This is a genomic window from Sphingobacterium sp. E70 (genome assembly GCF_019285695.1).
GTDB classification, from domain to species: domain Bacteria; phylum Bacteroidota; class Bacteroidia; order Sphingobacteriales; family Sphingobacteriaceae; genus Sphingobacterium; species Sphingobacterium detergens.
Map to the genome: position 1 here is coordinate 2,818,073 of NZ_CP079104.1, position 19,613 is coordinate 2,837,685.

Below are 19,613 nucleotides of genomic sequence, written 5' to 3' on the forward strand. Positions count from 1 at the left end.
AAATAGTAGAAACTATGAGTCAACACTCATTTGACAACGAAGAGTTGGATGGATATATTAAGATCGACAAATACAATACTGAAAAAGTAGATCGCATCGCTTCTCATTATACAGATATATTGGAATGCCTGGGAGAGGATCCTAAGCGTGAAGGTCTGGTAAAGACTCCTGAGCGTGTCGCTAAAGCCCTGCAGTTTTTGACACATGGATATGATATCGATGCCGCTGAAGTACTGAGAGGAGCCATGTTTGAAGAAGATTATAGCCAGATGGTGGTTGTAAAGGATATTGAAGTGTACTCGCTATGTGAGCATCACATGTTACCTTTCTTTGGAAAGGCACATATCGCTTATATTCCAAATGGACATATTGTAGGTTTGAGTAAAATTCCGCGTGTCGTGGATATCTTTGCTCGCCGTCTGCAGGTACAAGAGCGTTTGACCAACGAAATCAGAGACTGTATCCAGGAAACGTTAGGCGCTCGTGGCGTTGCGGTCGTGATGGAGTGTAAACACATGTGTATGGCCATGCGTGGTGTGCAAAAACAGAATTCCGTTACAACAACCTCGGCATTTACAGGTGCATTTCAAAATGACGTGACCCGATCTGAATTTTTACGTTTGATCACAGCAGATCTTGCTTAATGTTTTTATCGATAAATAATAAAAACAGTCCCTCGAAAAGCACGTCTTCTCGAGGGCTTATTTTTTGATGAAATTTGGAAATAAATACAAAAATCAAAAAAGTAGATATTGCGTTTTTGAGCTTTTAAGGCAAATCACTAAAAATTCCTTTACAAACCGATAATTATATTAAACTGTTTTTCAGTTGTTTATAAAAAAATATTTTTATCATAAAAATGTTTTTGGTACCTTTGTGGTTATGGAAATTGTTGCCAACGATTTGGAGTCCTATTTGGAACATACTACAGACGATGAAAATTCGTTGCTGAAAAGGGTAAATCGGGAGACATATTTGAAGGAAACAATGCCCCATATGTTATCTGGTCATTACCAGGAAGAGTTCTTTCTTTATTGAGTAAATTGGTTGCTCCAAAACGTATTTTGGAGATCGGAACTTTACGGGATATGCAACATTATGTCTCGCAGAGGGTCTTCAGCAAGATGGCATTTTACATACCATTGATATCAATGAAGAGCAACAGGAAAGAGTCCAAAGTTATTTTGATGCGTCTGAATTCGCAGATAAAATCAGATATCATATTGGCGATGCAGCGGAGATTATACCCACATTGAATGAAACATTTGATCTGGTGTTTATTGATGCTGATAAAAAGAGAAATTTATATTATTTCGAAACGATAATAAATCAAGTTCCGTCTGGGGACTTATTTTGATTGACAACGTCTTATGGAAAGGTAAGGTGTTAGATTCAAAACCAGACAACCAAACAAAGCAGATCATTGATTTGAATGCACGTTTAGCTCAGGACAAGCGCGTAGAAAAGGTAATATTACCGATTCGAGACGGACTTTTGCATTGCGCAAGAAGTAATTTGAGAACTAAAACATTCTTCATGAATTTAAAACAATTAAAAAGCTTTGTACTGGTACTGGCTTTGGCAACTTTTGGAATTTCAAAAGTTTCAGCTCAAAGTGCGGCATATGTCGATAAGTACAGTCCAATAGCAAAAGAAATGATGGAGGAACACGGAGTTCCAGCATCGGTTATCTTAGCCATCGCCATGCATGAAAGCGGAAATGGTGGTAGCAGGATAGCAAAGAATTTGAATAACCACTTTGGTGTCAAAGGAAAGAACAGAAGTACCGTTATTCGGTCAGCTTACAAAGGTTATAGGTCTGTATTAGACTCATATGATGACTTTGTAGGAATAGTAAAAAGAAAGAAGACTACTCAAAGCCTTTTTGAAAAACATCCAGGAGAAAAATATGAAGCTTGGGTCAAGGCAATAGCTCGTTCGGGATACTCTACGAGTAGAGACTGGACAGCGAAAGTATTTTTAAAACGATCAAACTATATCATCTTGATATGTTTGATAACGATTCCAAGCAAAATAAATTCTCGTCAACAAAAAAATAAGCACGACATTATTGCATGAAGAAGTTTTTTTATGGCATGATTGTATTCATGATGTTGATTACATCATGTTCAAGCCGGAGAGGCACCTTATCGTCTTCTAAATCCGGATCCAATTCAAAAACTTCTTCATCTTCTTCCGTAGGCCGACCCACCATGGCTGGAAATGACTACATTGCTCAATATAAAGATATAGCAATTGCAGAAATGAACAAATATGGTATTCCGGCCAGCATTAAGCTCGCTCAGGCTCTGTTGGAGTCTGGCAACGGCAATAGCTACCTGGCACGTGAAGCAAATAATCATTTTGGTATTAAGTGCGGCGGCGTATGGAAAGGTAAATCCGTGACCCGTCCCGACGACAATATTAATGATTGTTTTCGTGTATATGACAATCCTCAACAATCGTTTAGGGATCACTCCGAGTTTCTGCTACGCCCCCGTTATTCAGCTTTGTTTAAGTTGGATAAGGATGATTACAAGGGCTGGGCTAAGGGACTGAAGGCTGCAGGATATGCAACCAACCCCGCTATCCGGATCTATTGATTGAAATGATAGAACGATATCATCTTGATCAATATGACCGAAGAGAGACTCCTAAGGAGAAAGTCGTGCGTGAAGAGGTTGTAAAAGAAGAAATTGTCCAGAATGTTCAGGAGACCCCTCCTGCTACTGTGAAGACTGAGGAGATCAAAAGCCCTTTAGCGATGCGTATTCATGAGGTGAAAGCGCAGGAAACGCTTTATTCGCTTAGCAAGCTCTATAATGTCTCTGTCGAACAGATCAAATCATTAAATGGCCTTACAGATGAAGCATTGTCCCTAGGACAGCTATTGGTTATATCTAAATAGTTACGCTTTAAAAGATGTTAAATATTTCAGTTTTGTATGGCGATATAGTAGTTTTACGAAAGTGAAACTAATACGCTATATTTTTCTGTTTGTAGCCATACTAGGCATTACCCCCTACTTTTTGCCAAGAAAAGAAAGTTGAAGGGATCGTATTTGACAAAAAAACCAAGCAACGTATCGGAAATGTGAAACTTGCCAATCTAAGGACGGGAGAGGTGTTCTATAATAATATAAAAGGTGAATTTGACTTTTCTGCCCGGATAGGTGATCAGATTGTTGCAATGAGCAAAGAATATTTTTCAGATACCCTTGCTGTTGACAATAAGGGATTATTGTTGTTTCATTTAATCCGGGAGTCGATCTATATTGATGAGGTGCAGGTATCAGCACGAAAGAATCCTGAGGAAATTCTGAAAAAGCCAAAGAAGATTATGAGAAGGCCTACCGGTTGGCAGGATATGGTGATGTATTTTCGGTGGGACCTACTGGGGCGGGACTGAGCATCAACTCTATTTATAGCCTGTTTAGTAAGGAGGCTAAAAGAGCGCGTAGACTGACTAAAACCATAGAAAACGATTATAAGGAAAATGTAATTGATTATAAATTTACGAAGGAACTTATTAGTAAGGTCACGGGGCTCAATTTTGAAGAGGCCGAGCGATTTAGGAGAATATTTAGGCCCTCCTATTTTTTCATTCTGGCAGCAAGCGATTACGAAGTAACAAATTACATCAAAGATTGCTATTCCCGTTATCGAATAAACCCTTCTCAATATTTTATTGATCCTTTTCCAACAATTAATTATAAATTAGTACCGTAAATAAAAAATAGACGTTTTCAGAATGAAGTTATTCAATTTTGTCGGCATGGCCTTGCTTTGCCTTTCTTTTACAAGCATAAAGGCACAGGATCTGAAAGATCTTAGAGCAAAACCAGATACCGTAATTTCTGTCCAAAAAGAGCAACCTTTAAATATCAAAACTATTCGTCCGGTGGTACCCAAGCTCAATCTTGAGGTCGATTACTGGAAGCATTGGACCAAATTTGGGATCAATTTAAACCAAGCATCCTTTAACGATAATTGGAAAGGAGGTGGTGTCGGTTCTACTGCTATTGGTCTCAATGCCAATCACAAATCAGACTATACCCGGGACAACTTTAATTTCGTGACTGAAGTTGACCTCCGTTATGGAAAGATCAGGAATAAGGGTAATATCGCGAAGAAAAATAATGACCGTATATTTTGGGATAACAAGTTATCCTATAAACTATCCGCTAATTGGGCCTTGTTTACATCGGTTACTTTTGAGTCACAATTTGATGCTGGGTATAAGTATAAAACTGTGAATGGCAAGGACACGATCGATTATATTGAAAATGCATTTATGGCGCCAGCTTATTTGACCGAGTCTTTCGGTCTTGAGTATAAGCCGAGCAATGAGTTTTCGTTGCGTTTTGGTACGGGTACCGCACGGCAGACCTTTATTTTGGATGAGCGTGTAAAACCTCGTTCGGTAGATGGCTTTTATGATAAATATGGTTATTATCTGTTGCCGGACATGAATAAACCAGAGGGAGAGGGAAATCTTCGAAAGGGTACAGGAGAGCGGTTTGGTGTCAAGGAAGACCGTTCTTTTGCCAATGCATTGGCATTCCAGATCACAGGTAACTTGGATAAGAATTTTACGGATAAACTAAATGTGAAAGCACGTTATAATCTGTTTGCTGATTACGAAAAAATTTCAGATCCAACCCATCGTCTTGATGTCACAATAACAGCGAAAGTAACTCGGGTAATCAACGTCAATCTAAACGGGATTATGATCTATGATCCGGATGTTATTTCAAGAGTTCAATTGAGCCAGTCATTGGCTATGGGAATAGTTTATAGTTTACCAAAATAATGTTTAGACCAGTGTCAATTGGGATCATACTTGCTGTTTTTATGTCTTTGGCGGGCTGTAAGTCCAAGGGACAAGCTGCTGTGGCCAAGCCATTGGTGGCGTCTTTTGCCCCTGCGGTTGTACTGGAGGAAAAAGTTGTCGCCAAACCCGACACCAATCTATTGACACCCCAGGAGAGAAAGGTCATCTTCTTACAAAAGACAGGGACTCACCCCTACTGGCACCAAGCAGAAGCCATTCACTATGATGTGCGTAAGCCAAATTTTGTGATTATCCACCATACGGCACAAGATAGTGTTGGTCAGACGATAAAAACGTTTCAGATTCCACGCACCAAGGTCAGTTCACATTATGTGATTGGTCGAAATGGTGAAATTATTCAGATGTTGAATGATTATGTACGATCGTGGCATGCCGGTGTGGCTAAGTGGGGATCGATTGTGGACATGAACTCTTGTTCTATTGGGATTGAATTGGACAATAATGGTAGAGAACCCTTCCCAGATGCTCAGATCAATTCGTTGATGACCGTTTTAGATACATTAAAATCACGATACCTGATACCTGACAATAATTTTATTGGTCATGCAGACATCGCTCCGGCACGAAAGAATGATCCTAGCGTTTTCTTCCCCTGGAAGAAGCTTGCGAGCAGAGGATTTGGTATCTGGTATGATGAGGGCCAACTGGTTGCTCCTCCTGACAGTTTTAATGCCATTGACGCGCTTAAAATCATCGGGTATGATACATCCAACCTAAAGGCAGCCATCGTTGCATTTAAGCGTAAATTTATTGTACGGGATACAACACCCGAGCTGACCATATATGATAAGAGCGTACTTTACAATATTTACAAGAAATACTAATAAGCTGTCAAAATGCGAATTTTGATAGATGATGCTAGATAAGATATTGGCATCTCAGTCTATAAAAATAAAAAGTCCGGGTTCGCTATGAATCCGGACTTTTTAATATTGGCGGGGATTAAGAAGACCTCTGCTAATTAAATACAACCTCGTAATCAGGTATCTTATTTGCGAGTAAGTCACTTTATTTTTCCAAGTTGTTCTGTTGCGTATTGCTTGTATTTGGTACAGCCGAATTATTTCTGAGCGAAAGCTGTATAAAATATGCAATTATCATGACGGCCAGACAGCCAATGAGATTCAGCCAGAGAAAAGGAATTTTGTCTAGGTACCAGATGCCAACGACAAAGATTTCAGAGAGGATCGCGGCGATGAAAACAGCCTTTCCTGAATTTTTTTCATATAGAAAGCAACGATAAATATGCCTAGGATTGTGCCATAGAATAAGGACCCCAAGATATTCACTGCCTCTAAAAGATTGCCCAGCTTGTTAGCATATAGTGCAATGACCACGGTAAAGATGCCCCAAATTAAGGTAAATATACGAGACCAGAGGAGATCCTGCTTTTCGGTTGCGTTGCGGTTTATAAAACGTTTGTAGATATCTATGGTTGTCGTTGAAGCCAGTGAGTTTATGGCACTAGCGGTGGAGCCCATAGATGCCAGAAAAATAACAGCGATCAGCAAACCGATTAGACCTTTCGGAAAAGCTTTAGTTACAAACGAAAGGAAAACATAGTTATTGTCGTTTGTCTCAGCTGCAGGATTGTTTTTCTTGATAAGTGTCAGTGTGCTGTCTTTTACTTGTTGCATTTGGGCATTCAGTTGATGCAATGCTGTTCGGGAGAACTCGATGTTCTCCTGATCATCCTGATCCAGTGCTGTACCGAGACCATTGACGAGAGATTCACGTTGTTGGAATAGCTGAGTATGTTTTTGTTCAAGCTCTTGGTAGGAAGCCGCATATGGACTTTCTTTCAACTTCTGGACTTCGACCTGGTTAAAGAAGATCGGCGGCTGGTGGTATTGATAATAGGTAAATACCAGGATACCGATCAGCAGGATGGCAAATTGCATCGGGATCTTTAGAAGTCCGTTCATAATTAGCCCCATTCTGCTTTCCTTTATGGAAGATCCGGTGAGATAACGGCCTACCTGGCTCTGGTCTGTACCAAAATAAGAAAGCTGGAGGAAAAATCCTCCGATCAGCCCAGTCCACAACGTATAATTGTTATTCAGGTCAAATGTGAAGTCCAGGGCATTGGTTTTGCCCGATTTGCCGGCGATATGCAGTGCTTTCGAAAGACCGATGTCCGCCGGAAGAAGATGGATAACAAGCATGCCCGCAATAAGCAGAGAGCCGAATATTATGCTCATCTGGAGCAATTGTGTATGTGATACCGCTTTTGTACCACCATAGGTGGTGTAGATAACCACAAAACTCCCAATGACCAGAGTTGTTAAAGTCAGATCAATATGGAGAATCGTTGAGATGATGAGCGCTGGTGCAAAAATGGTAATACCAGTGGAAATACCCCGTTGGATTAAAAAAGTAGTGCTGTAAGCCCGCGGGTCTTAACATCGAAACGTTTCTCAAGAAATTCGTAGGCAGTGAAAACTTTAAGTCTGTGAAATATTGGGATAAAGGTAATACAGAGTACAATCATGGCCAATGGGAGACCGAAATAAAACTGTACAAAACTCATTCCTGAGGAGTATGCTAATCCGGGAGCAGACAAAAAAGTAATGGCACTCGCCTGAGTGGCCATTACCGAAAGCCCGACATGGTACCAAGGCAAAGAACGATTGCCCAAAAGATAACCATCAATATTTTTGATCCCTCGACTTTTGTAGATGCCGTAGGCGACAATCGACAAAAGTGTTAGTAATAGAACGGCCCAATCTGCTGTACTCATGAATAATGTTTCGTAAAAAAGTACAGAAAAAGGATAAATATAAATAGCCAGATAACGACCATCCAATAGTAGCGTTTCCAGCTATTCATCCTGTATTTTATCTGTCTGAAGGCTTTTGAGGATAGATAACACTGTTAAAAAACGCAGCGATAATCAATCCAATAACTGCACCGCCAATGATGCTTAAAAATGTCTCATTTGCAGTGAAGCCAATTAATGCACCAAAAACTACAGCGACCAAAAGGATGATCCCTTTTGCTTTGCCAGCATCTATCGTTGTGCAGTTGTTGTCAATCTGATTTTCCATTGTGATATTTTATTTTGATTTTGATAACAAATTTACAAATAATCTGTAAGCTCCAGGAATTCCAGCAGGTAATTGTCTAAAAAAGATAGCGATGTATAGACAAATTTTCCTTTCCCGTAGTCCGTAATCAATAATGATCCCTTATGCAAAGGCTCACCAGGGTCCTGTATGGCGATTGGTGTACGGTATCTCTTGTCGATATTTTCAGCGAAATACAATCCCCTCTCCTGTACCCAATTGTCAAAGTCTGCTTTTGTAATTTTATTGGGATAATTGAAAACCGGATCTTTTTCATCAAAATGAACATCGGCAAGTTCATCGGTAACCCGACTCCTTCCAAGACTAAAAGCATAGGGGCCAAAAGTTTTCGAAACTAAGCCATTGCTTACGTTGTATTGCTCGAGCACGGTTCCGCCGTTATTCACATAATCCAATAGTCTATTTTGAATCTGTGCGATATCTTTATTGACATTAAAGATCCTTACGCCCAAGATGACCGCATCATAGCCTGAGAGATCACTTTTTAATAGCTGTTCGCCTGTTAACACATCCACTTTGATGCCAATTGCACTGAGCGATTCCGGAATGAGATCTCCTGCGCCATGGATATAGGCTACTTTTTTAACTTCATTGTTTAGATTGATATTGCTCATTTTTATAGCAACATCAGGGAAATATACAATCTCCGGGATATGGTTATAAGCTATTGTTTTTATCTCTTTTAGTCTATCCTTTTGATTGACTTGAAAAAGCAGTGTATCAATGGACGAAACAGTGGCATCTAAGGGGCTTATAGTGATCTCTTTGGAGAGAGTACTGACATCAGAGGCAAACTGGAGGTCAAATGAAGCGGGAGATATTTCCCAGCCTTTTGCTCCAATAGTCTTTACATTAAATGATTGTGCCGGATCCTGTCCATTTTTTTGGAACAACAGGTTTACTTTGACAGATTGGGCATTTTGAGTCAAAGCCAATGGGCTTGAACTCCTTGCTGTAAGCTGTGGAAGGACAACTATTGGATTATAGATTTCGCCACGAACGGGGTCGGTATATTTATATTGTATATTTTGGTCAAATGCGATTGCAGTACCATTGATCAATAATTCAAAGCGTACTTTTGGATTGTTGGGGTTTTCAGGATAACCAGTGAGATTGAAATCACTGACATTAAATTTTCCTTTGGCGTGAGGTTCATTTAGCCAATAAGGCTGTGTTGAATTTGTAGCACTAATGGTGGTAGCATCTTTTAAAAGAAGGTTGTTGACAAGGGTTTTATGGATTTCTTTGCCATTTAGCTTTGCCAATTGTACGGTAACATCCGGACGTCTTGCAATAATGGCGTTGTCGACATTGATCTGATCACCTACCGCATAATCTGGATTTTTTGCGATACTTTCAAACCAAATTCCAGCACAGGCTAAGATTAATTTTTCTACCTCCTCCTTTTTCTTCTCATTTTTCCAGTACGTATCATTGATTTGATCCAGGGCTTTATAGAGCTGAATCAGATCGGGCAAAGCCGATTCAGGCTTGTCCATTTGATAGGTCTGATTGACTTTAGCGATCAGTGACTGTACTGTTCCGCTATTTGGGACCCTTTTCCAGGAAGTATCTATTCCTTCCAGTGGAGAAGCTTTTGCGGGAGTACCGTCGACATATTCAAAATACTCGATGGATGAACCACGTTGAGCGGCAGATCCGAAGCCTTGGCTTTTGTGGGAGGAACGGCTATGCGCAGCAATTTCACCATAGGAAGCCCCTATCAGTGCATTATAGTTTCCGATATCCACTTTTAGCTGATCTTCGCTTGTGTTGTCCTGTCCCCGAAATTAAATGTATTCCAAAGGAGACGTTTCGCCTGCCAGGGTTTCACGTATTGCAGCTGCTCTGAAAACTGTTTGGGGTCTGCGGCAGCCTTAAAAGCTTCGTGTGCTAACATCGCTGAGGCTTGATGGTGGCCATGTCCGCCCCTAGCATCAGGAGGAAACCTTGTTATGATCACATCAGGTCTGAATTTGCGGATCAACCATACTGCTTCTGCGAGCACCCGTTGTTTGTCCCAGAAGGCAAACGTTTCTTCGGGCGTTTTGGAAAACCCAAAATCATAGGCTGAGGAGAAAAATTGTTCCCCTTTGTCGATCTTTCGCGCAGCAAGAAGTTCCTGTGTACGGATCAGTCCCAGTTCAATGCCCTGTTCAGTACCGATAAGATTTTGTCCCCGTCACCACGGGTCAGGGATAAGTAACCCGTTCTATATTTTTTCTCTTGGGCCAGCCAAGCGATCAGACGGGTGTTTTCGTCGTCCGGATGTGCTGCAAAGTACAGGACAGAGCCTAAAACATTCAGTTTTTCTAGGTTAAGCTTAATCTCGGCGGCATTCCACTGCGGGTTTTGCGCTTGTACAGTCGATTTTGACAGCATACTAGCCAATAGAATAATGACGGAAAGAAAGGGTTTTCGCATGCTTAAAGATAAAGATTTCATCCAAAACCGCATCGTTGTACATTGTAATTTTAATGTATATTATTCGCCATAAAGTGGATGAAACCCCACGAAAATAAAGGAGTTAGCTTAAAATCCAGCTGAAAACAAAAAACGGAAATTCCAACCAAGTTGAAATTTCCGTTTAACAATTAAAATATTTTTTCCTGAAACGAATTTTTAGAGAATAGTTATTTTGTCGCTTCGCTCCAAGTGGCAACCTTTAACATAGTAAATATATGTAGAAAATATTTAGTTCTGTCAGATTCCTTCAATTAGTTTTCCACATTGCTAAATTTTGTCAACAATTTAGCTTTTGGGCAACTAAAAATATGAAAAGAAAGTTTCACTTCAGTGTGTTTAATCAAGCAAAATTATTTGTCAATTGCTCCTAAAACACGTTTCATGAACATATTTAAGGCATCTTTTTCGGATTGCCTTCTTTTATCAATTTATCAACCTCTACTGCTCCGTATAGGTTAGAAATTAATTCACCGATCACGTCGAGTTCCTCATCTTTCAATGGAGCTTCAGTAAGCGCTTCCAATGTCTCGATGGTCTCCAATACATAGTCGACATCATTCTGTTCGATGAATTCTGTAAGATGTTTAATTACCGGCAGCTTCATTGAATAATTCTACTAATGCGTCCAACTTATTTGTTTGTACTTGATTCACCAATTTACCATTTTTAAATGCAGCAAATGTAGGCAGGTTATTGACGTTCGCCAATTTGCGTGATTCAGGAAATTTTTCTGCATCAGCGATGATAAAAGGAACATTCTCATTTTCGCCAGACAATTTCTTGAATTTTGGTTTCATGATTTTGCAATTACCACACCAGGTAGCAGCATACTGAACCATCACAATATCGTTATTGTTTACAATTTCTTGTAAATTATCGTTTTCTAATTCTTGTAACATGATTTTATTATTAAGGTGATTGATGGAGAAATCAACAGGAGCCGGGATAAAGGCCCTGTTGATAAGACCTAGGGTCTTTTATTGTTAGTGTTTAGCTAAATAGTCAGCTACACCTTTTCTGTCTGCATTCATTGCATCTTTACCTTCTTCCCAGTTTGCAGGACATACTTCGCCAAATTTTTGTACGTGCGCGTAAGCGTCGATCAAACGTAAATATTCTTTTACGTTACGGCCCAAAGGCATATCGTTTACAGACTCGTGGAATACACGGCCAGTTTCGTCGATCAAATAAGTAGCTCTGTAAGTAACAGCAGATCCTTGTGCTAATGTACCGTACTCAGGATGCTCAACCTCTTGAACGTCTAAGATACCCAATACACTAGATAAGTTGCGGTTAGTATCAGCTAAAATAGGATATTCAACACCTTCGATACCGCCATTATCTTTTGCAGTGTTTAACCAAGCAAAGTGAACTTCGTTTGTGTCGCAAGAAGCACCGATTAAGATTGTGTTGCGTTTTTCAAATTCAGCAGCAGCCTCTTGGAAAGCATGTAATTCTGTAGGACATACAAAAGTGAAATCTTTTGGATACCAGAATAAAATTACTTTTTACCTTCTTTAACTGCTTTTCGAAAATGTTGATCTGCAAATTGTCGCCTAAATAATCGATTGCATCTACCGTAATGCTTGGAAAACTTTTACCTGTGAAACTCATAATATATCTTTCTTTTTTGTTGCCACAAAGATAAGGCAACTGCGATCAAAAAGCGAATTGATTTTACCAATACACTATCATCAAAATCTATTATGACTAGAATATAACAATAAGTTTTTATTATAATAATATGTGGTTGATAATGTGTTTATACGGAATCTGGGATGTTTCGAAAAAATAAAGCAATTCATACTGGGGTAGTTACAGATTAATGCATCAAAATAGTTGCACAAGTGCTATGCAAAACCTACTTTTGCGACGTTCTATTTCAAAATAGCGCAATGCTGGAGGGGTTCCAGAGCGGTCAAATGGGACGGACTGTAAATCCGTTGCTTCGGCTTCGAAGGTTCGAATCCTTCTCCCTCCACATTTTTTTCTTTATAAAATTCACTTTAAATTTTCCTGTTAAATAGATGAGCACATTGCACCGACTGCAATTTGTTTAAGATAGCTGCTTTGGACTGTTGTGTCTATATCTATGAGTGAACTGTCTCAGGGTATCTAGGGCTATTCCAAATTAACCATTTGGATGTATATGGCCATGCAATGATCGTTGAGGCATTGTCGAACATCATCATCGAGCTATTTTTTTCTTAATGATGGAGGGCTGCAAAAAATATAGTGCGGATTTTCATGTAGCTATTGACTTATTTATAAAATAAACCTAAGTTTGGCTTTTGAAAGGGCCCCGTAGTTCAACGGATAGAATAGATGTTTCCTAAACATTTGATAGCAGTTCGATTCTGCTCGGGGCTACATAGAGATACGTGATAGCAATAGTGTCGCTTTTCAAATGCAGGAGAAATACGATAAAAGGTATTTCTCCTGTTTTATTTTAAGACATAATCATCTTTGCTATTCTGTAGTGCTATTCCTCTAATTTGATAATGAGCAGCTTGTCCATGGTCATGACAGAGACCCGCTTTTCGGGGTAAAGCCTAATTTTTCTAGCCAGAGACCGCTTAACCTGATAACAGGTACTCTACTCTGGCTCCAGCGGTTAAACTTGATTGTTGGTTGGATTTTTAAGCTCTTGACCTCAGGTCGTGTGCTTATTTGCTTCTTGAGTGTTCGCATAACTTTTTGAAGATTTTAAATAAGTAGCCCAACGGTGCTGCGTACACTCAAAAAGAATTGATATGTGCAGGACTTGCACCTGCTCTCCGCCGGGCATATTGTTAAACATTAAAGTTGTCATTTTGATTTTCTTTTCGATTTTAAATTTGTTCGCATAACAGATTTAATAAAAACCGATGTTATTATAAAGTATTGCATGGATATTATTCTTACCGGAATACTTTTTGGAAACGCCCATCAATATGAAATAACATTTTTGGCTTTTGAATAATTGGCTCTTGAATAAAAAACATACTGTGTTCCTGAAATATGATCAGCTGTTAGTTCAAAATAAAAAGATTGCGGATAGCCCCATTATAGAACGTCGAACTCCGAGAACAAGAGATATATCAAGTGGTATTGATCATCAATCAACTCATTATGTCATTAATTCTGTAACATTTCCGGACTTTTGTCATAATATTTTCAGTATTGGTAAAAATTGTCTTAATTTAAATTTTATTACAAATTAATGACTTACTAATATTCGGCAGCTAAATTTGTCCGATAAAGCCTGTGAAATGATAAAAGTGATTCAGAATCAATTTAAAAGGATATATAATACCAATCGTGCCTTTTTCATAACCTTCGGTATATGGTTTATACTGATTGCCTCTATCCTACTTTTTGTTACAAAGAGCGAATCATTTCAGTTTATTAATAGTCATCATGCTCTGTGGGCAGATATTCTCATGACATTGAACACATATGTTGGGGATGGGATCTGTATTATAGCCCTAGCTCTTGTGTTTTGCTTTCTGAAAAAATGGAATTTCGCCAAGGGAATTTTTGGAACTTATGTTTTTTCGGGCTTGGTATGCTGTGTTTTGAAAAGTATATTTCATGCAGAGCGTCCGGCAGCGATGTTTAAAGGGGACCCGACATTCCATGTTGTCTCTTGGTTACCTGTGGCCTACGCCAATTCCTTTCCTTCTGGGCATACGACTTCTGCATTTGCTATGGCAGCTACTGTTGCTATTATTTCCAAGGACAAAAGAATAGGTCTGTTTTGTTTTATTCTAGCCGCGTTAACAGGCTATTCCAGAATTTATTTGGGGCAGCATTTCCTTGAAGATGTCGCGTTTGGATCACTATTGGGTGTGGGGGCTACCTGTATTTATTTTATTCTTATGCCGATGATTTCATTCAATAAACGTCCGGTATCCAACTTTAAATTCCCTCAAATCAAATTGATGGGAGCAGTCCTTCCGGTCATGATAAACAGAAATAGGTCAAAGCAAGAACGAAGGCCATAGCGAACATGGTTAAGCACGAATTTGGCTGCCTTTCCTTAAATAACGATAATCTTTCGACCATGGCAGACATGGTTAAGCTGGACGAAAACACCACAGGGAATGGTGGTAAAACACCAATGAAATAGCGGAGGTTGAAGACAGAGATACATACTAAAAATAGCCGATCTAAAGTCTATAAAGTTACTAATTAGATTGTGTTTCCTTAAATAGCGATAGTCTTCCGACCATGCCAAACATAAGTAATCCGAAGCAGGCGAAAACGCCGTAAGAATAACGGAGACTAAAGACCTCTGCGATATAACCGATCAGCGGCGGTCCCATTAAAAAACCAAGATAGCTAATGCTGGAAACCATGGCCAATGCCACGCCCGATGGTACATTTTTGTTTTGGCCAGCGATACTATAGATAGACGGTACATTACAGGCAACACCGATTCCCACAAGCATAAAAGCAAGGGTACATACAATAAATTGAGGAAAAACAACCGAGGTCATCATGCCCACAAACATCAGGATTCCACTATATTGTAAGGTTCTTTTGCGTCCCAGTTTGCGAATTACACCATCACCTACAAAACGGCCTATAGCCATCATGATCATAAAAGAGGCATAGCCCACGACAACGAATTTTTCGGGAGCGTGTACAATTTCCTTAAAGTATACCCCGCTCCAGTCAAACATGGCTCCTTCGGTTGCCATACTGAAAAAATCCAATGATGCCCAGTTGCAAAAGGCTTCCCTCCGGTTTGGAAAAAAACTCCGCTTTTCTTTCTGCGGCGATTTTCCCGGAACGAGATACCGCTGATTAATCAATGTATTGGCCGTGACGAAAGCCAATATAATCAAGAAATGGGGTAGCGTATCCAGACCAAGATTCATGGTCAGCAGTCCAACGAGCGCTCCTGTAAAACCAGCAATACTCCAGGCGCCATGGAAAGACGTCATAATAGACTTTTTATAGATCTGCTCCGTAGCTACTCCTTGTGTATTGACCGAAATATTGCACATATTACCTGTAACACCAAAAAGAAATAGAATAACCCCCAGTTGCCAAGCATTTTGGGCAAAAGCGATGGAGCACAGGACCAATGCATAAGCAATCGGCACGATACTTAGGACTTTGGCGCTACCATATTTGGTAACCAACTTCCCGGAAAGAGCCATTGTCGCCAGTTGTCCCACAGGAAGCATCAAAAGGATTGTTCCTAGTTGTCCTTCGCTCAAATGGAGGCGCTCCTTGATGACAGGGATGCGACTAGCCCAGGACGCGAAAGCAATACCCTGACAAAAAAGAAAAGTGATACTGCAATCCGTATGCGATTGCGCTTATTGTAAAGATCTTCTTCTGAGAGAGTTAACGTTGCGTTCATAGTATTTGATTTGAGCGTGCGAAGTTACGGATAAGTATTCCATTTTACGACAGGATCGATAAAGAAATTCGACGGCCCGGCCTTAACCGAAAAAAGCTCGTTAAGCTGAGCGAGCGTGTCATCGGCAATTAAAGTCAGGTGATAATCGTCTTCATGAATGACGCTAATTATCTTCCTTCGTTTTGCTTTCGGTGCAGATATGTCGCGATAATTATCTTCGTCCATTTGTCGAGATAAATAAGTTTGCTTTAAATTGTTTATTATCAGCGTTCTATGTGTTGTCTGTACCTGATTCAAACCTTGCTTATCTCGACTATGATCAGGTGCCATATGTTGAACACATCTCCCCTACTTTACATTAAATATACGAAGATGTTCAAACAGGACCGATTAACATGGTGCTAAATTCAATAAAATTGTAAAATTCGCAATACTTCAATAGTTTTTCAATAAGCTATTCTATTTTTGTTAAAGGCAAACAATTATTAGCCTCCTAGATATAATGATAAAAAAACTGCTTTTGAGTGCAGTTCTGGCCTATGGCGGAACTGCTTATGTTGTTGCGCAGCAACCGACATTCTTGTCTCATCCCGCATTAACGCCCGATGGGAAAGAGATGGTATTCAGTTATGAAGGTGATCTTTGGAAAGTAGCAAGCCAAGGTGGGGTTGCTGTCCGGCTTACTGGTATGGAAGGTAATGAGATCAATCCCCGAATCTCTCCAGATGGCAAATGGTTAGCATTCTCGGCCAATCAAAACGGGAATATGGACGTCTATGTCATGCCCTTAGCGGGAGGAGACATCCGTCAATTGACCGCGCATGATGCTTCGGATGAAGTGGATAGCTGGAGCTGGGACAGTAAAACACTCTATTTTACTTCGACACGTTATAATCGTATGGGAGGTTACCAGGTCTCAGTAGATGGCGGAACGGCAACAAGGCTATTTCCACATTTTTTAATTACATCAGCGGGATCGTTCCTACACCATCAGGAGAGCTTCTGTTCAACGATAGCTGGGAAGGATATAGTTCGGCAAACCGCAAGCGCTATAAAGGAGCGTTCAACCCAGATATCCGCTCCTATAATCCCAAAACAAAAGTCTTTCAACAATATACAGACTACGTCGGAAAAGACCTATGGCCAACGATAGACCAAAAAGGAACGATATATTACGTTTCGGATGAAAACAACGGGGAATACAACCTGTATCAGCTCAACGGTAAGACCAAGACTGCGCTGACAAATTTTCCTGAATCCATTAAACGACCCTTTGTGTCAGCAAACGGCGAAAAGATCGTATTTGAAAAGGGTTATCAGCTCTATATTTACGATGTCAACGGAAAGAAAACGACACAACCCAATATTGCTTTAAACCGCAATCAGGTCCTCGGCAAGCTAAAGGAATTCAATATTTCGGGTAATATCAGTAATTTCGATGTCTCGCCTGATGGCAAAAAAATAGCTTTTGTATCCCGAGGAGAGCTTTTTGTTTCCGATAGCGAGGGCAAGTTTGTCCGTCAGATGTCCGGGCAGGAGAGCGCGTCATGGAGGTCAAATGGCTTAAGGATAGCAAAACCTTACTCTATAGCCAAACATTCCAAGGCTATCAAAATTGGTTTTCCCGCACTGCGGATGGAAAAGGTGAAGTGAAACAGCTGACCCAAGATCTTCGCAACAACCGTGATATTACCTTTAATGCCGACCGGACAAAAGCGGTGTACCTAAGCGGCCGTGATGAGGTACGTACCTTGGATCTAGGTAGTCTCAAGAGCCAGACCGTAGTCAAAGACGAAATCTGGGGATTCCAAAATTCTTCACCCTCATTTTCGCCAGACGGCAATTATTTGTTATTTACCGCAATGCGTAATTTTGAGCAGGACATCTTTGTCCATAACCTCAAGAGTGGACAAACGACCAACCTGACCAATACCGGTGTCTCCGAGACCAGCCCTTATTGGTCGCCAGATGGCAAGTATATTTATTTTGCAAGTAATAGAACAAAGCCCTCATACCCTACCGGAATGCAAAATTCGAGCATCTTCCGTATGGCGCTGACCAATTTTGACCAACCTTATCGCAGTACAAAGTTTGATGAATTATTTGCTCAACCGGCAGTAAAAAAGATTCGGTCGCAAATAAGCCGACAGCGCCTAAAAAAAAAACGATGCCAAGGATAAGAGCAAGGCCAATACAGATAAGAATAAGCCGACAGCTCCTAGTGCAGAACCAAAGAAAACCGTCTTGGTACAGCTTGATCTTGAGGGTTTGCGGGATCGTATTGAGCAAGTCAGCCCTGCATTTGGGACACAATATAACCCTTTGGTGATCCAAAAGGCAGACAAGACCTATGTCTTCTATGGGTCTGACCATGAGGGCAAGTTCAGTGCTTATCGTACAGTATATGAACCGTTCACTGCTCCAAAAACAGAAAAAGTAATTGAAGGCGGCATGGGACAGGTACAGGAATCGGCGGGCAAGTATTTTGTGCTTAACCGTGGTATCATACAGAAATACAGCCTGGAGGGAAACAAACTCGATGCAATTACCATGAGCTATAAATTTAATAGAGATCTGGAGAAAGAGTTTAACCAGATGTTTTATGAGACTTGGGCCAATCTGGAAGAGAATTTTTATGACAGCAATTTCCACGGGGTAGACTGGACGGCAACCAAAAAGAAATACGAAAAATATCTGCCCGGCATCAACGATCGGAATGACCTGCGTATTCTCCTGAATGATATGTTGGGTGAGCTAAACTCATCACACCTGGGCTTCAGTTCAATGGGAGCTGAAGAGCGTAAACCATTTGGTTTTGTGACCAACGAAATCGGCGTGGAATATGATAGCCAGAATCCTTATAAAATCATTCGCATTGTGACCAATGGACCAGCGGCTAAGAAAGAGGTGGATATCAAAGAAGGAGATGTGCTGGTTGCGGTCAATGGTGTTAAATTGAATACTGCAGCAGATCGGGACAGCTATTTTACCTGGCCATCATTGGAAGAGGAAATTCAGCTGACTTTGAGCCGTAATGGAAAAGAGGTTCAAACGAATGTACGACCTGCTTCCAGTACGGCTTTTAGGGAACTGATTTATGATGAATGGATCAGGGATAATCGCAGTCGTGTGGATAAACTGAGTGATAATAAGATCGCCTATTCGCACATGAAGAATATGTCGGGGGCGAATTGCAACGTTTTCTCATCGATATGGCCGAGCAGGAAAATAACAAGCAAGGTATCATCTTAGACTTACGTTATAATACCGGTGGAAATGTGCATGATGAGGTATTGCGCTTTTGTCGCAGCGCCCTTACCTACAATGGCAATATCGTGGAGGAAAGCGTGCACCGCAAAGTAATTTTGCGCCTGCATCCAAGCCGATCGTGCTGTTGATCAATGAGCAATCGCTGAGTGATGCGGAGATGACCGCAGCGGGGTTCAAAGCATTGAAACTGGGTAAAATTATCGGTAACGAAACCTACCGCTGGATTATTTTTACCTCCGGTAAAGGATTGGTCGATGGCTCTTTTTACCGTTTACCTTCCTGGGGATGTTATACCCTAGATGGTCAAGATCTGGAGCAGACGGGCGTTGCACCGGATATTTTTGTGAAAAATACAGTGCAGGACCGTATGGAAAATAAAGATCCGCAGCTAGAGCGTGCAATAAAGGAAATCCTAGCTGATCTTAAATAATGCGGTAGCATGAATAAATGGCTACATGCTGGGGGCTCCAGCTTGTAGCAAGACTATATCGAAAGGCGATTTCGAAAAACAGCTTCCAAAGTTGATTTGAAAGCGATAATATATATTGTGAACAGGCTGTGTCCGACCTTTTTCCGGATGC

At 40.5% G+C, this 19,613-nt stretch carries 25 protein-coding genes, 2 tRNA genes and 2 pseudogenes; 18 read left to right on the plus strand and 11 right to left on the minus strand.

The genetic code is table 11. The annotated features are described in order from the left end of the window. The first annotated feature begins 14 nt into the window (after nucleotides 1-14). The 9 genes and pseudogenes from folE to KUH03_RS20070 all read left to right on the plus strand — a co-directional run bounded on the left by folE (nucleotide 15) and on the right by KUH03_RS20070 (nucleotide 5,678). On the plus strand, nucleotides 15-644 hold the full coding sequence (folE, locus tag KUH03_RS20030; RefSeq protein WP_104384782.1) for a GTP cyclohydrolase I FolE: 630 nt from the start codon (nucleotides 15-17) through the stop codon (nucleotides 642-644). Between the two features lie 485 nt (nucleotides 645-1,129). Continuing rightward, nucleotides 1,130-1,449 (plus strand): annotated as a pseudogene (locus tag KUH03_RS46320) (O-methyltransferase); the annotation flags it as partial. An 87-nt stretch (nucleotides 1,450-1,536) separates the two neighbouring features. Then, nucleotides 1,537-2,079 (plus strand): glucosaminidase domain-containing protein, encoded by a 543-nt coding sequence (locus KUH03_RS20040; protein ID WP_257097150.1) that lies wholly within the window; start codon nucleotides 1,537-1,539, stop codon nucleotides 2,077-2,079. Nucleotides 2,080-2,096: 17 nt separating this feature from the next. Then, the gene (locus tag KUH03_RS20045; protein WP_257096041.1) at nucleotides 2,097-2,603 is read left to right on the plus strand and encodes a glycoside hydrolase family 73 protein; all 507 of its coding nucleotides are present in this window, start codon (nucleotides 2,097-2,099) and stop codon (nucleotides 2,601-2,603) included. Between the two features lie 5 nt (nucleotides 2,604-2,608). After that, nucleotides 2,609-2,908, plus strand: a complete 300-nt coding sequence (locus tag KUH03_RS20050) for a LysM peptidoglycan-binding domain-containing protein (RefSeq protein WP_257096044.1) — start codon at nucleotides 2,609-2,611, stop codon at nucleotides 2,906-2,908. A 185-nt stretch (nucleotides 2,909-3,093) separates the two neighbouring features. Continuing rightward, on the plus strand, nucleotides 3,094-3,408 hold the full coding sequence (locus KUH03_RS20055; protein ID WP_257096046.1) for a hypothetical protein: 315 nt from the start codon (nucleotides 3,094-3,096) through the stop codon (nucleotides 3,406-3,408). Further along, the gene (locus KUH03_RS20060; RefSeq protein ID WP_257096048.1) at nucleotides 3,357-3,728 is read left to right on the plus strand and encodes a hypothetical protein; all 372 of its coding nucleotides are present in this window, start codon (nucleotides 3,357-3,359) and stop codon (nucleotides 3,726-3,728) included. Before KUH03_RS20055 ends, KUH03_RS20060 begins: the two co-directional genes overlap by 52 nt. Nucleotides 3,729-3,750: 22 nt before the next feature. Then, nucleotides 3,751-4,812: a DUF3078 domain-containing protein gene (locus KUH03_RS20065; RefSeq protein ID WP_257096050.1), complete on the plus strand. Its 1,062-nt coding sequence runs from the start codon at nucleotides 3,751-3,753 to the stop codon at nucleotides 4,810-4,812. A gap of 11 nt (nucleotides 4,813-4,823) precedes the next feature. Then, nucleotides 4,824-5,678 (plus strand): N-acetylmuramoyl-L-alanine amidase, encoded by an 855-nt coding sequence (locus KUH03_RS20070; RefSeq protein ID WP_257096052.1) that lies wholly within the window; start codon nucleotides 4,824-4,826, stop codon nucleotides 5,676-5,678. Between the two features lie 324 nt (nucleotides 5,679-6,002). Here the strand turns inward: KUH03_RS20070 and KUH03_RS20075 are convergent, their stop codons facing one another. The 9 genes from KUH03_RS20075 to KUH03_RS20110 all read right to left on the minus strand — a co-directional run bounded on the left by KUH03_RS20075 (nucleotide 6,003) and on the right by KUH03_RS20110 (nucleotide 11,908). Next, nucleotides 6,003-7,223, minus strand: coding sequence for a hypothetical protein (locus KUH03_RS20075; RefSeq protein ID WP_306429770.1), 1,221 nt, complete (start codon nucleotides 7,221-7,223; stop codon nucleotides 6,003-6,005). Continuing rightward, nucleotides 7,223-7,594: a hypothetical protein gene (locus KUH03_RS46325; protein WP_306429667.1), complete on the minus strand. Its 372-nt coding sequence runs from the start codon at nucleotides 7,592-7,594 to the stop codon at nucleotides 7,223-7,225. Before KUH03_RS46325 ends, KUH03_RS20075 begins: the two co-directional genes overlap by 1 nt. A 97-nt stretch (nucleotides 7,595-7,691) precedes the next feature. Continuing rightward, entirely contained in the window at nucleotides 7,692-7,901 is a 210-nt protein-coding gene (locus tag KUH03_RS20080; RefSeq protein ID WP_104384789.1) for a hypothetical protein, read from the minus strand. Nucleotides 7,902-7,933: 32 nt separating this feature from the next. Then, on the minus strand, nucleotides 7,934-9,691 hold the full coding sequence (locus tag KUH03_RS20085; protein ID WP_257096054.1) for an LmbE family protein: 1,758 nt from the start codon (nucleotides 9,689-9,691) through the stop codon (nucleotides 7,934-7,936). Between the two features lie 2 nt (nucleotides 9,692-9,693). Then, a complete protein-coding gene (locus tag KUH03_RS20090) occupies nucleotides 9,694-10,107 on the minus strand; it encodes a PIG-L family deacetylase (RefSeq protein ID WP_306429771.1) in 414 nt (137 codons plus the stop codon). After that, on the minus strand, nucleotides 10,074-10,385 hold the full coding sequence (locus tag KUH03_RS20095; RefSeq protein WP_257096057.1) for a PIG-L family deacetylase: 312 nt from the start codon (nucleotides 10,383-10,385) through the stop codon (nucleotides 10,074-10,076). The genes KUH03_RS20090 and KUH03_RS20095 overlap by 34 nt, the downstream gene beginning before the upstream one ends. A gap of 412 nt (nucleotides 10,386-10,797) precedes the next feature. Beyond that, nucleotides 10,798-11,010 (minus strand): hypothetical protein, encoded by a 213-nt coding sequence (locus tag KUH03_RS20100; RefSeq protein ID WP_257096059.1) that lies wholly within the window; start codon nucleotides 11,008-11,010, stop codon nucleotides 10,798-10,800. Next, nucleotides 10,991-11,305, minus strand: a complete 315-nt coding sequence (locus KUH03_RS20105; RefSeq protein ID WP_257096061.1) for a co-chaperone YbbN — start codon at nucleotides 11,303-11,305, stop codon at nucleotides 10,991-10,993. The genes KUH03_RS20100 and KUH03_RS20105 overlap by 20 nt, the downstream gene beginning before the upstream one ends. An 84-nt stretch (nucleotides 11,306-11,389) precedes the next feature. After that, nucleotides 11,390-11,908: a peroxiredoxin gene (locus tag KUH03_RS20110; protein ID WP_257097154.1), complete on the minus strand. Its 519-nt coding sequence runs from the start codon at nucleotides 11,906-11,908 to the stop codon at nucleotides 11,390-11,392. Between the two features lie 398 nt (nucleotides 11,909-12,306). Between KUH03_RS20110 and KUH03_RS20115 the strand changes: the two genes are divergently transcribed. The 3 genes from KUH03_RS20115 to KUH03_RS20125 all read left to right on the plus strand — a co-directional run bounded on the left by KUH03_RS20115 (nucleotide 12,307) and on the right by KUH03_RS20125 (nucleotide 14,392). Next, nucleotides 12,307-12,387: transfer RNA gene (locus KUH03_RS20115), tRNA-Tyr, on the plus strand. 317 nt (nucleotides 12,388-12,704) lie between these two features. Continuing rightward, nucleotides 12,705-12,776, plus strand: a tRNA-Arg gene (locus KUH03_RS20120). A gap of 881 nt (nucleotides 12,777-13,657) precedes the next feature. Next, nucleotides 13,658-14,392, plus strand: coding sequence for a phosphatase PAP2 family protein (locus KUH03_RS20125; protein WP_257096063.1), 735 nt, complete (start codon nucleotides 13,658-13,660; stop codon nucleotides 14,390-14,392). A gap of 183 nt (nucleotides 14,393-14,575) precedes the next feature. Here KUH03_RS20125 and KUH03_RS20130 read toward each other — a convergent pair whose 3' ends face one another. Together KUH03_RS20130 and KUH03_RS20135 are read right to left on the minus strand one after the other, a co-directional pair. Further along, nucleotides 14,576-15,694: an MFS transporter gene (locus KUH03_RS20130; protein ID WP_306429772.1), complete on the minus strand. Its 1,119-nt coding sequence runs from the start codon at nucleotides 15,692-15,694 to the stop codon at nucleotides 14,576-14,578. Nucleotides 15,695-15,786: 92 nt separating this feature from the next. Then, a complete protein-coding gene (locus KUH03_RS20135) occupies nucleotides 15,787-16,092 on the minus strand; it encodes a hypothetical protein (protein WP_257096065.1) in 306 nt (101 codons plus the stop codon). A gap of 190 nt (nucleotides 16,093-16,282) precedes the next feature. Between KUH03_RS20135 and KUH03_RS20140 the strand changes: the two genes are divergently transcribed. The 6 genes and pseudogenes from KUH03_RS20140 to KUH03_RS20165 all read left to right on the plus strand — a co-directional run. Further along, on the plus strand, nucleotides 16,283-16,915 hold the full coding sequence (locus KUH03_RS20140) for a hypothetical protein (RefSeq protein WP_257096067.1): 633 nt from the start codon (nucleotides 16,283-16,285) through the stop codon (nucleotides 16,913-16,915). Between the two features lie 122 nt (nucleotides 16,916-17,037). Continuing rightward, entirely contained in the window at nucleotides 17,038-17,415 is a 378-nt protein-coding gene (locus tag KUH03_RS20145) for a DPP IV N-terminal domain-containing protein (protein WP_257096069.1), read from the plus strand. Then, nucleotides 17,412-17,942: a hypothetical protein gene (locus KUH03_RS20150; protein ID WP_257096071.1), complete on the plus strand. Its 531-nt coding sequence runs from the start codon at nucleotides 17,412-17,414 to the stop codon at nucleotides 17,940-17,942. The genes KUH03_RS20145 and KUH03_RS20150 overlap by 4 nt, the downstream gene beginning before the upstream one ends. Before the next feature lie 64 nt (nucleotides 17,943-18,006). Beyond that, a complete protein-coding gene (locus KUH03_RS20155; RefSeq protein ID WP_257096073.1) occupies nucleotides 18,007-19,014 on the plus strand; it encodes a PDZ domain-containing protein in 1,008 nt (335 codons plus the stop codon). After that, nucleotides 18,975-19,160, plus strand: a complete 186-nt coding sequence (locus KUH03_RS20160; RefSeq protein ID WP_257096074.1) for a S41 family peptidase — start codon at nucleotides 18,975-18,977, stop codon at nucleotides 19,158-19,160. Before KUH03_RS20155 ends, KUH03_RS20160 begins: the two co-directional genes overlap by 40 nt. After that, nucleotides 19,139-19,462 (plus strand): annotated as a pseudogene (locus tag KUH03_RS20165) (S41 family peptidase); the annotation flags it as partial. The gene KUH03_RS20160 and the pseudogene KUH03_RS20165, both read left to right, overlap by 22 nt. Between the last annotated feature and the right edge of the window lie 151 nt (nucleotides 19,463-19,613).

Coding starts and splice junctions, on each gene's coding strand:
- KUH03_RS46325 (WP_306429667.1), bottom strand. CDS start 7,594: ATGAGTACAGCAGATTGGGCCGTTCTATTACTAACACTTTTGTCGATT.
- KUH03_RS20080 (WP_104384789.1), bottom strand. CDS start 7,901: ATGGAAAATCAGATTGACAACAACTGCACAACGATAGATGCTGGCAAA.
- KUH03_RS20050 (WP_257096044.1), top strand. CDS start 2,609: ATGATAGAACGATATCATCTTGATCAATATGACCGAAGAGAGACTCCT.
- KUH03_RS20125 (WP_257096063.1), top strand. CDS start 13,658: ATGATAAAAGTGATTCAGAATCAATTTAAAAGGATATATAATACCAAT.
- KUH03_RS20105 (WP_257096061.1), bottom strand. CDS start 11,305: ATGTTACAAGAATTAGAAAACGATAATTTACAAGAAATTGTAAACAAT.
- KUH03_RS20135 (WP_257096065.1), bottom strand. CDS start 16,092: ATGGCACCTGATCATAGTCGAGATAAGCAAGGTTTGAATCAGGTACAG.
- KUH03_RS20040 (WP_257097150.1), top strand. CDS start 1,537: ATGAATTTAAAACAATTAAAAAGCTTTGTACTGGTACTGGCTTTGGCA.
- KUH03_RS20100 (WP_257096059.1), bottom strand. CDS start 11,010: ATGAAGCTGCCGGTAATTAAACATCTTACAGAATTCATCGAACAGAAT.
- KUH03_RS20045 (WP_257096041.1), top strand. CDS start 2,097: ATGATTGTATTCATGATGTTGATTACATCATGTTCAAGCCGGAGAGGC.
- folE (WP_104384782.1), top strand. CDS start 15: ATGAGTCAACACTCATTTGACAACGAAGAGTTGGATGGATATATTAAG.
- KUH03_RS20160 (WP_257096074.1), top strand. CDS start 18,975: ATGGCCGAGCAGGAAAATAACAAGCAAGGTATCATCTTAGACTTACGT.
- KUH03_RS20065 (WP_257096050.1), top strand. CDS start 3,751: ATGAAGTTATTCAATTTTGTCGGCATGGCCTTGCTTTGCCTTTCTTTT.
- KUH03_RS20095 (WP_257096057.1), bottom strand. CDS start 10,385: ATGAAATCTTTATCTTTAAGCATGCGAAAACCCTTTCTTTCCGTCATT.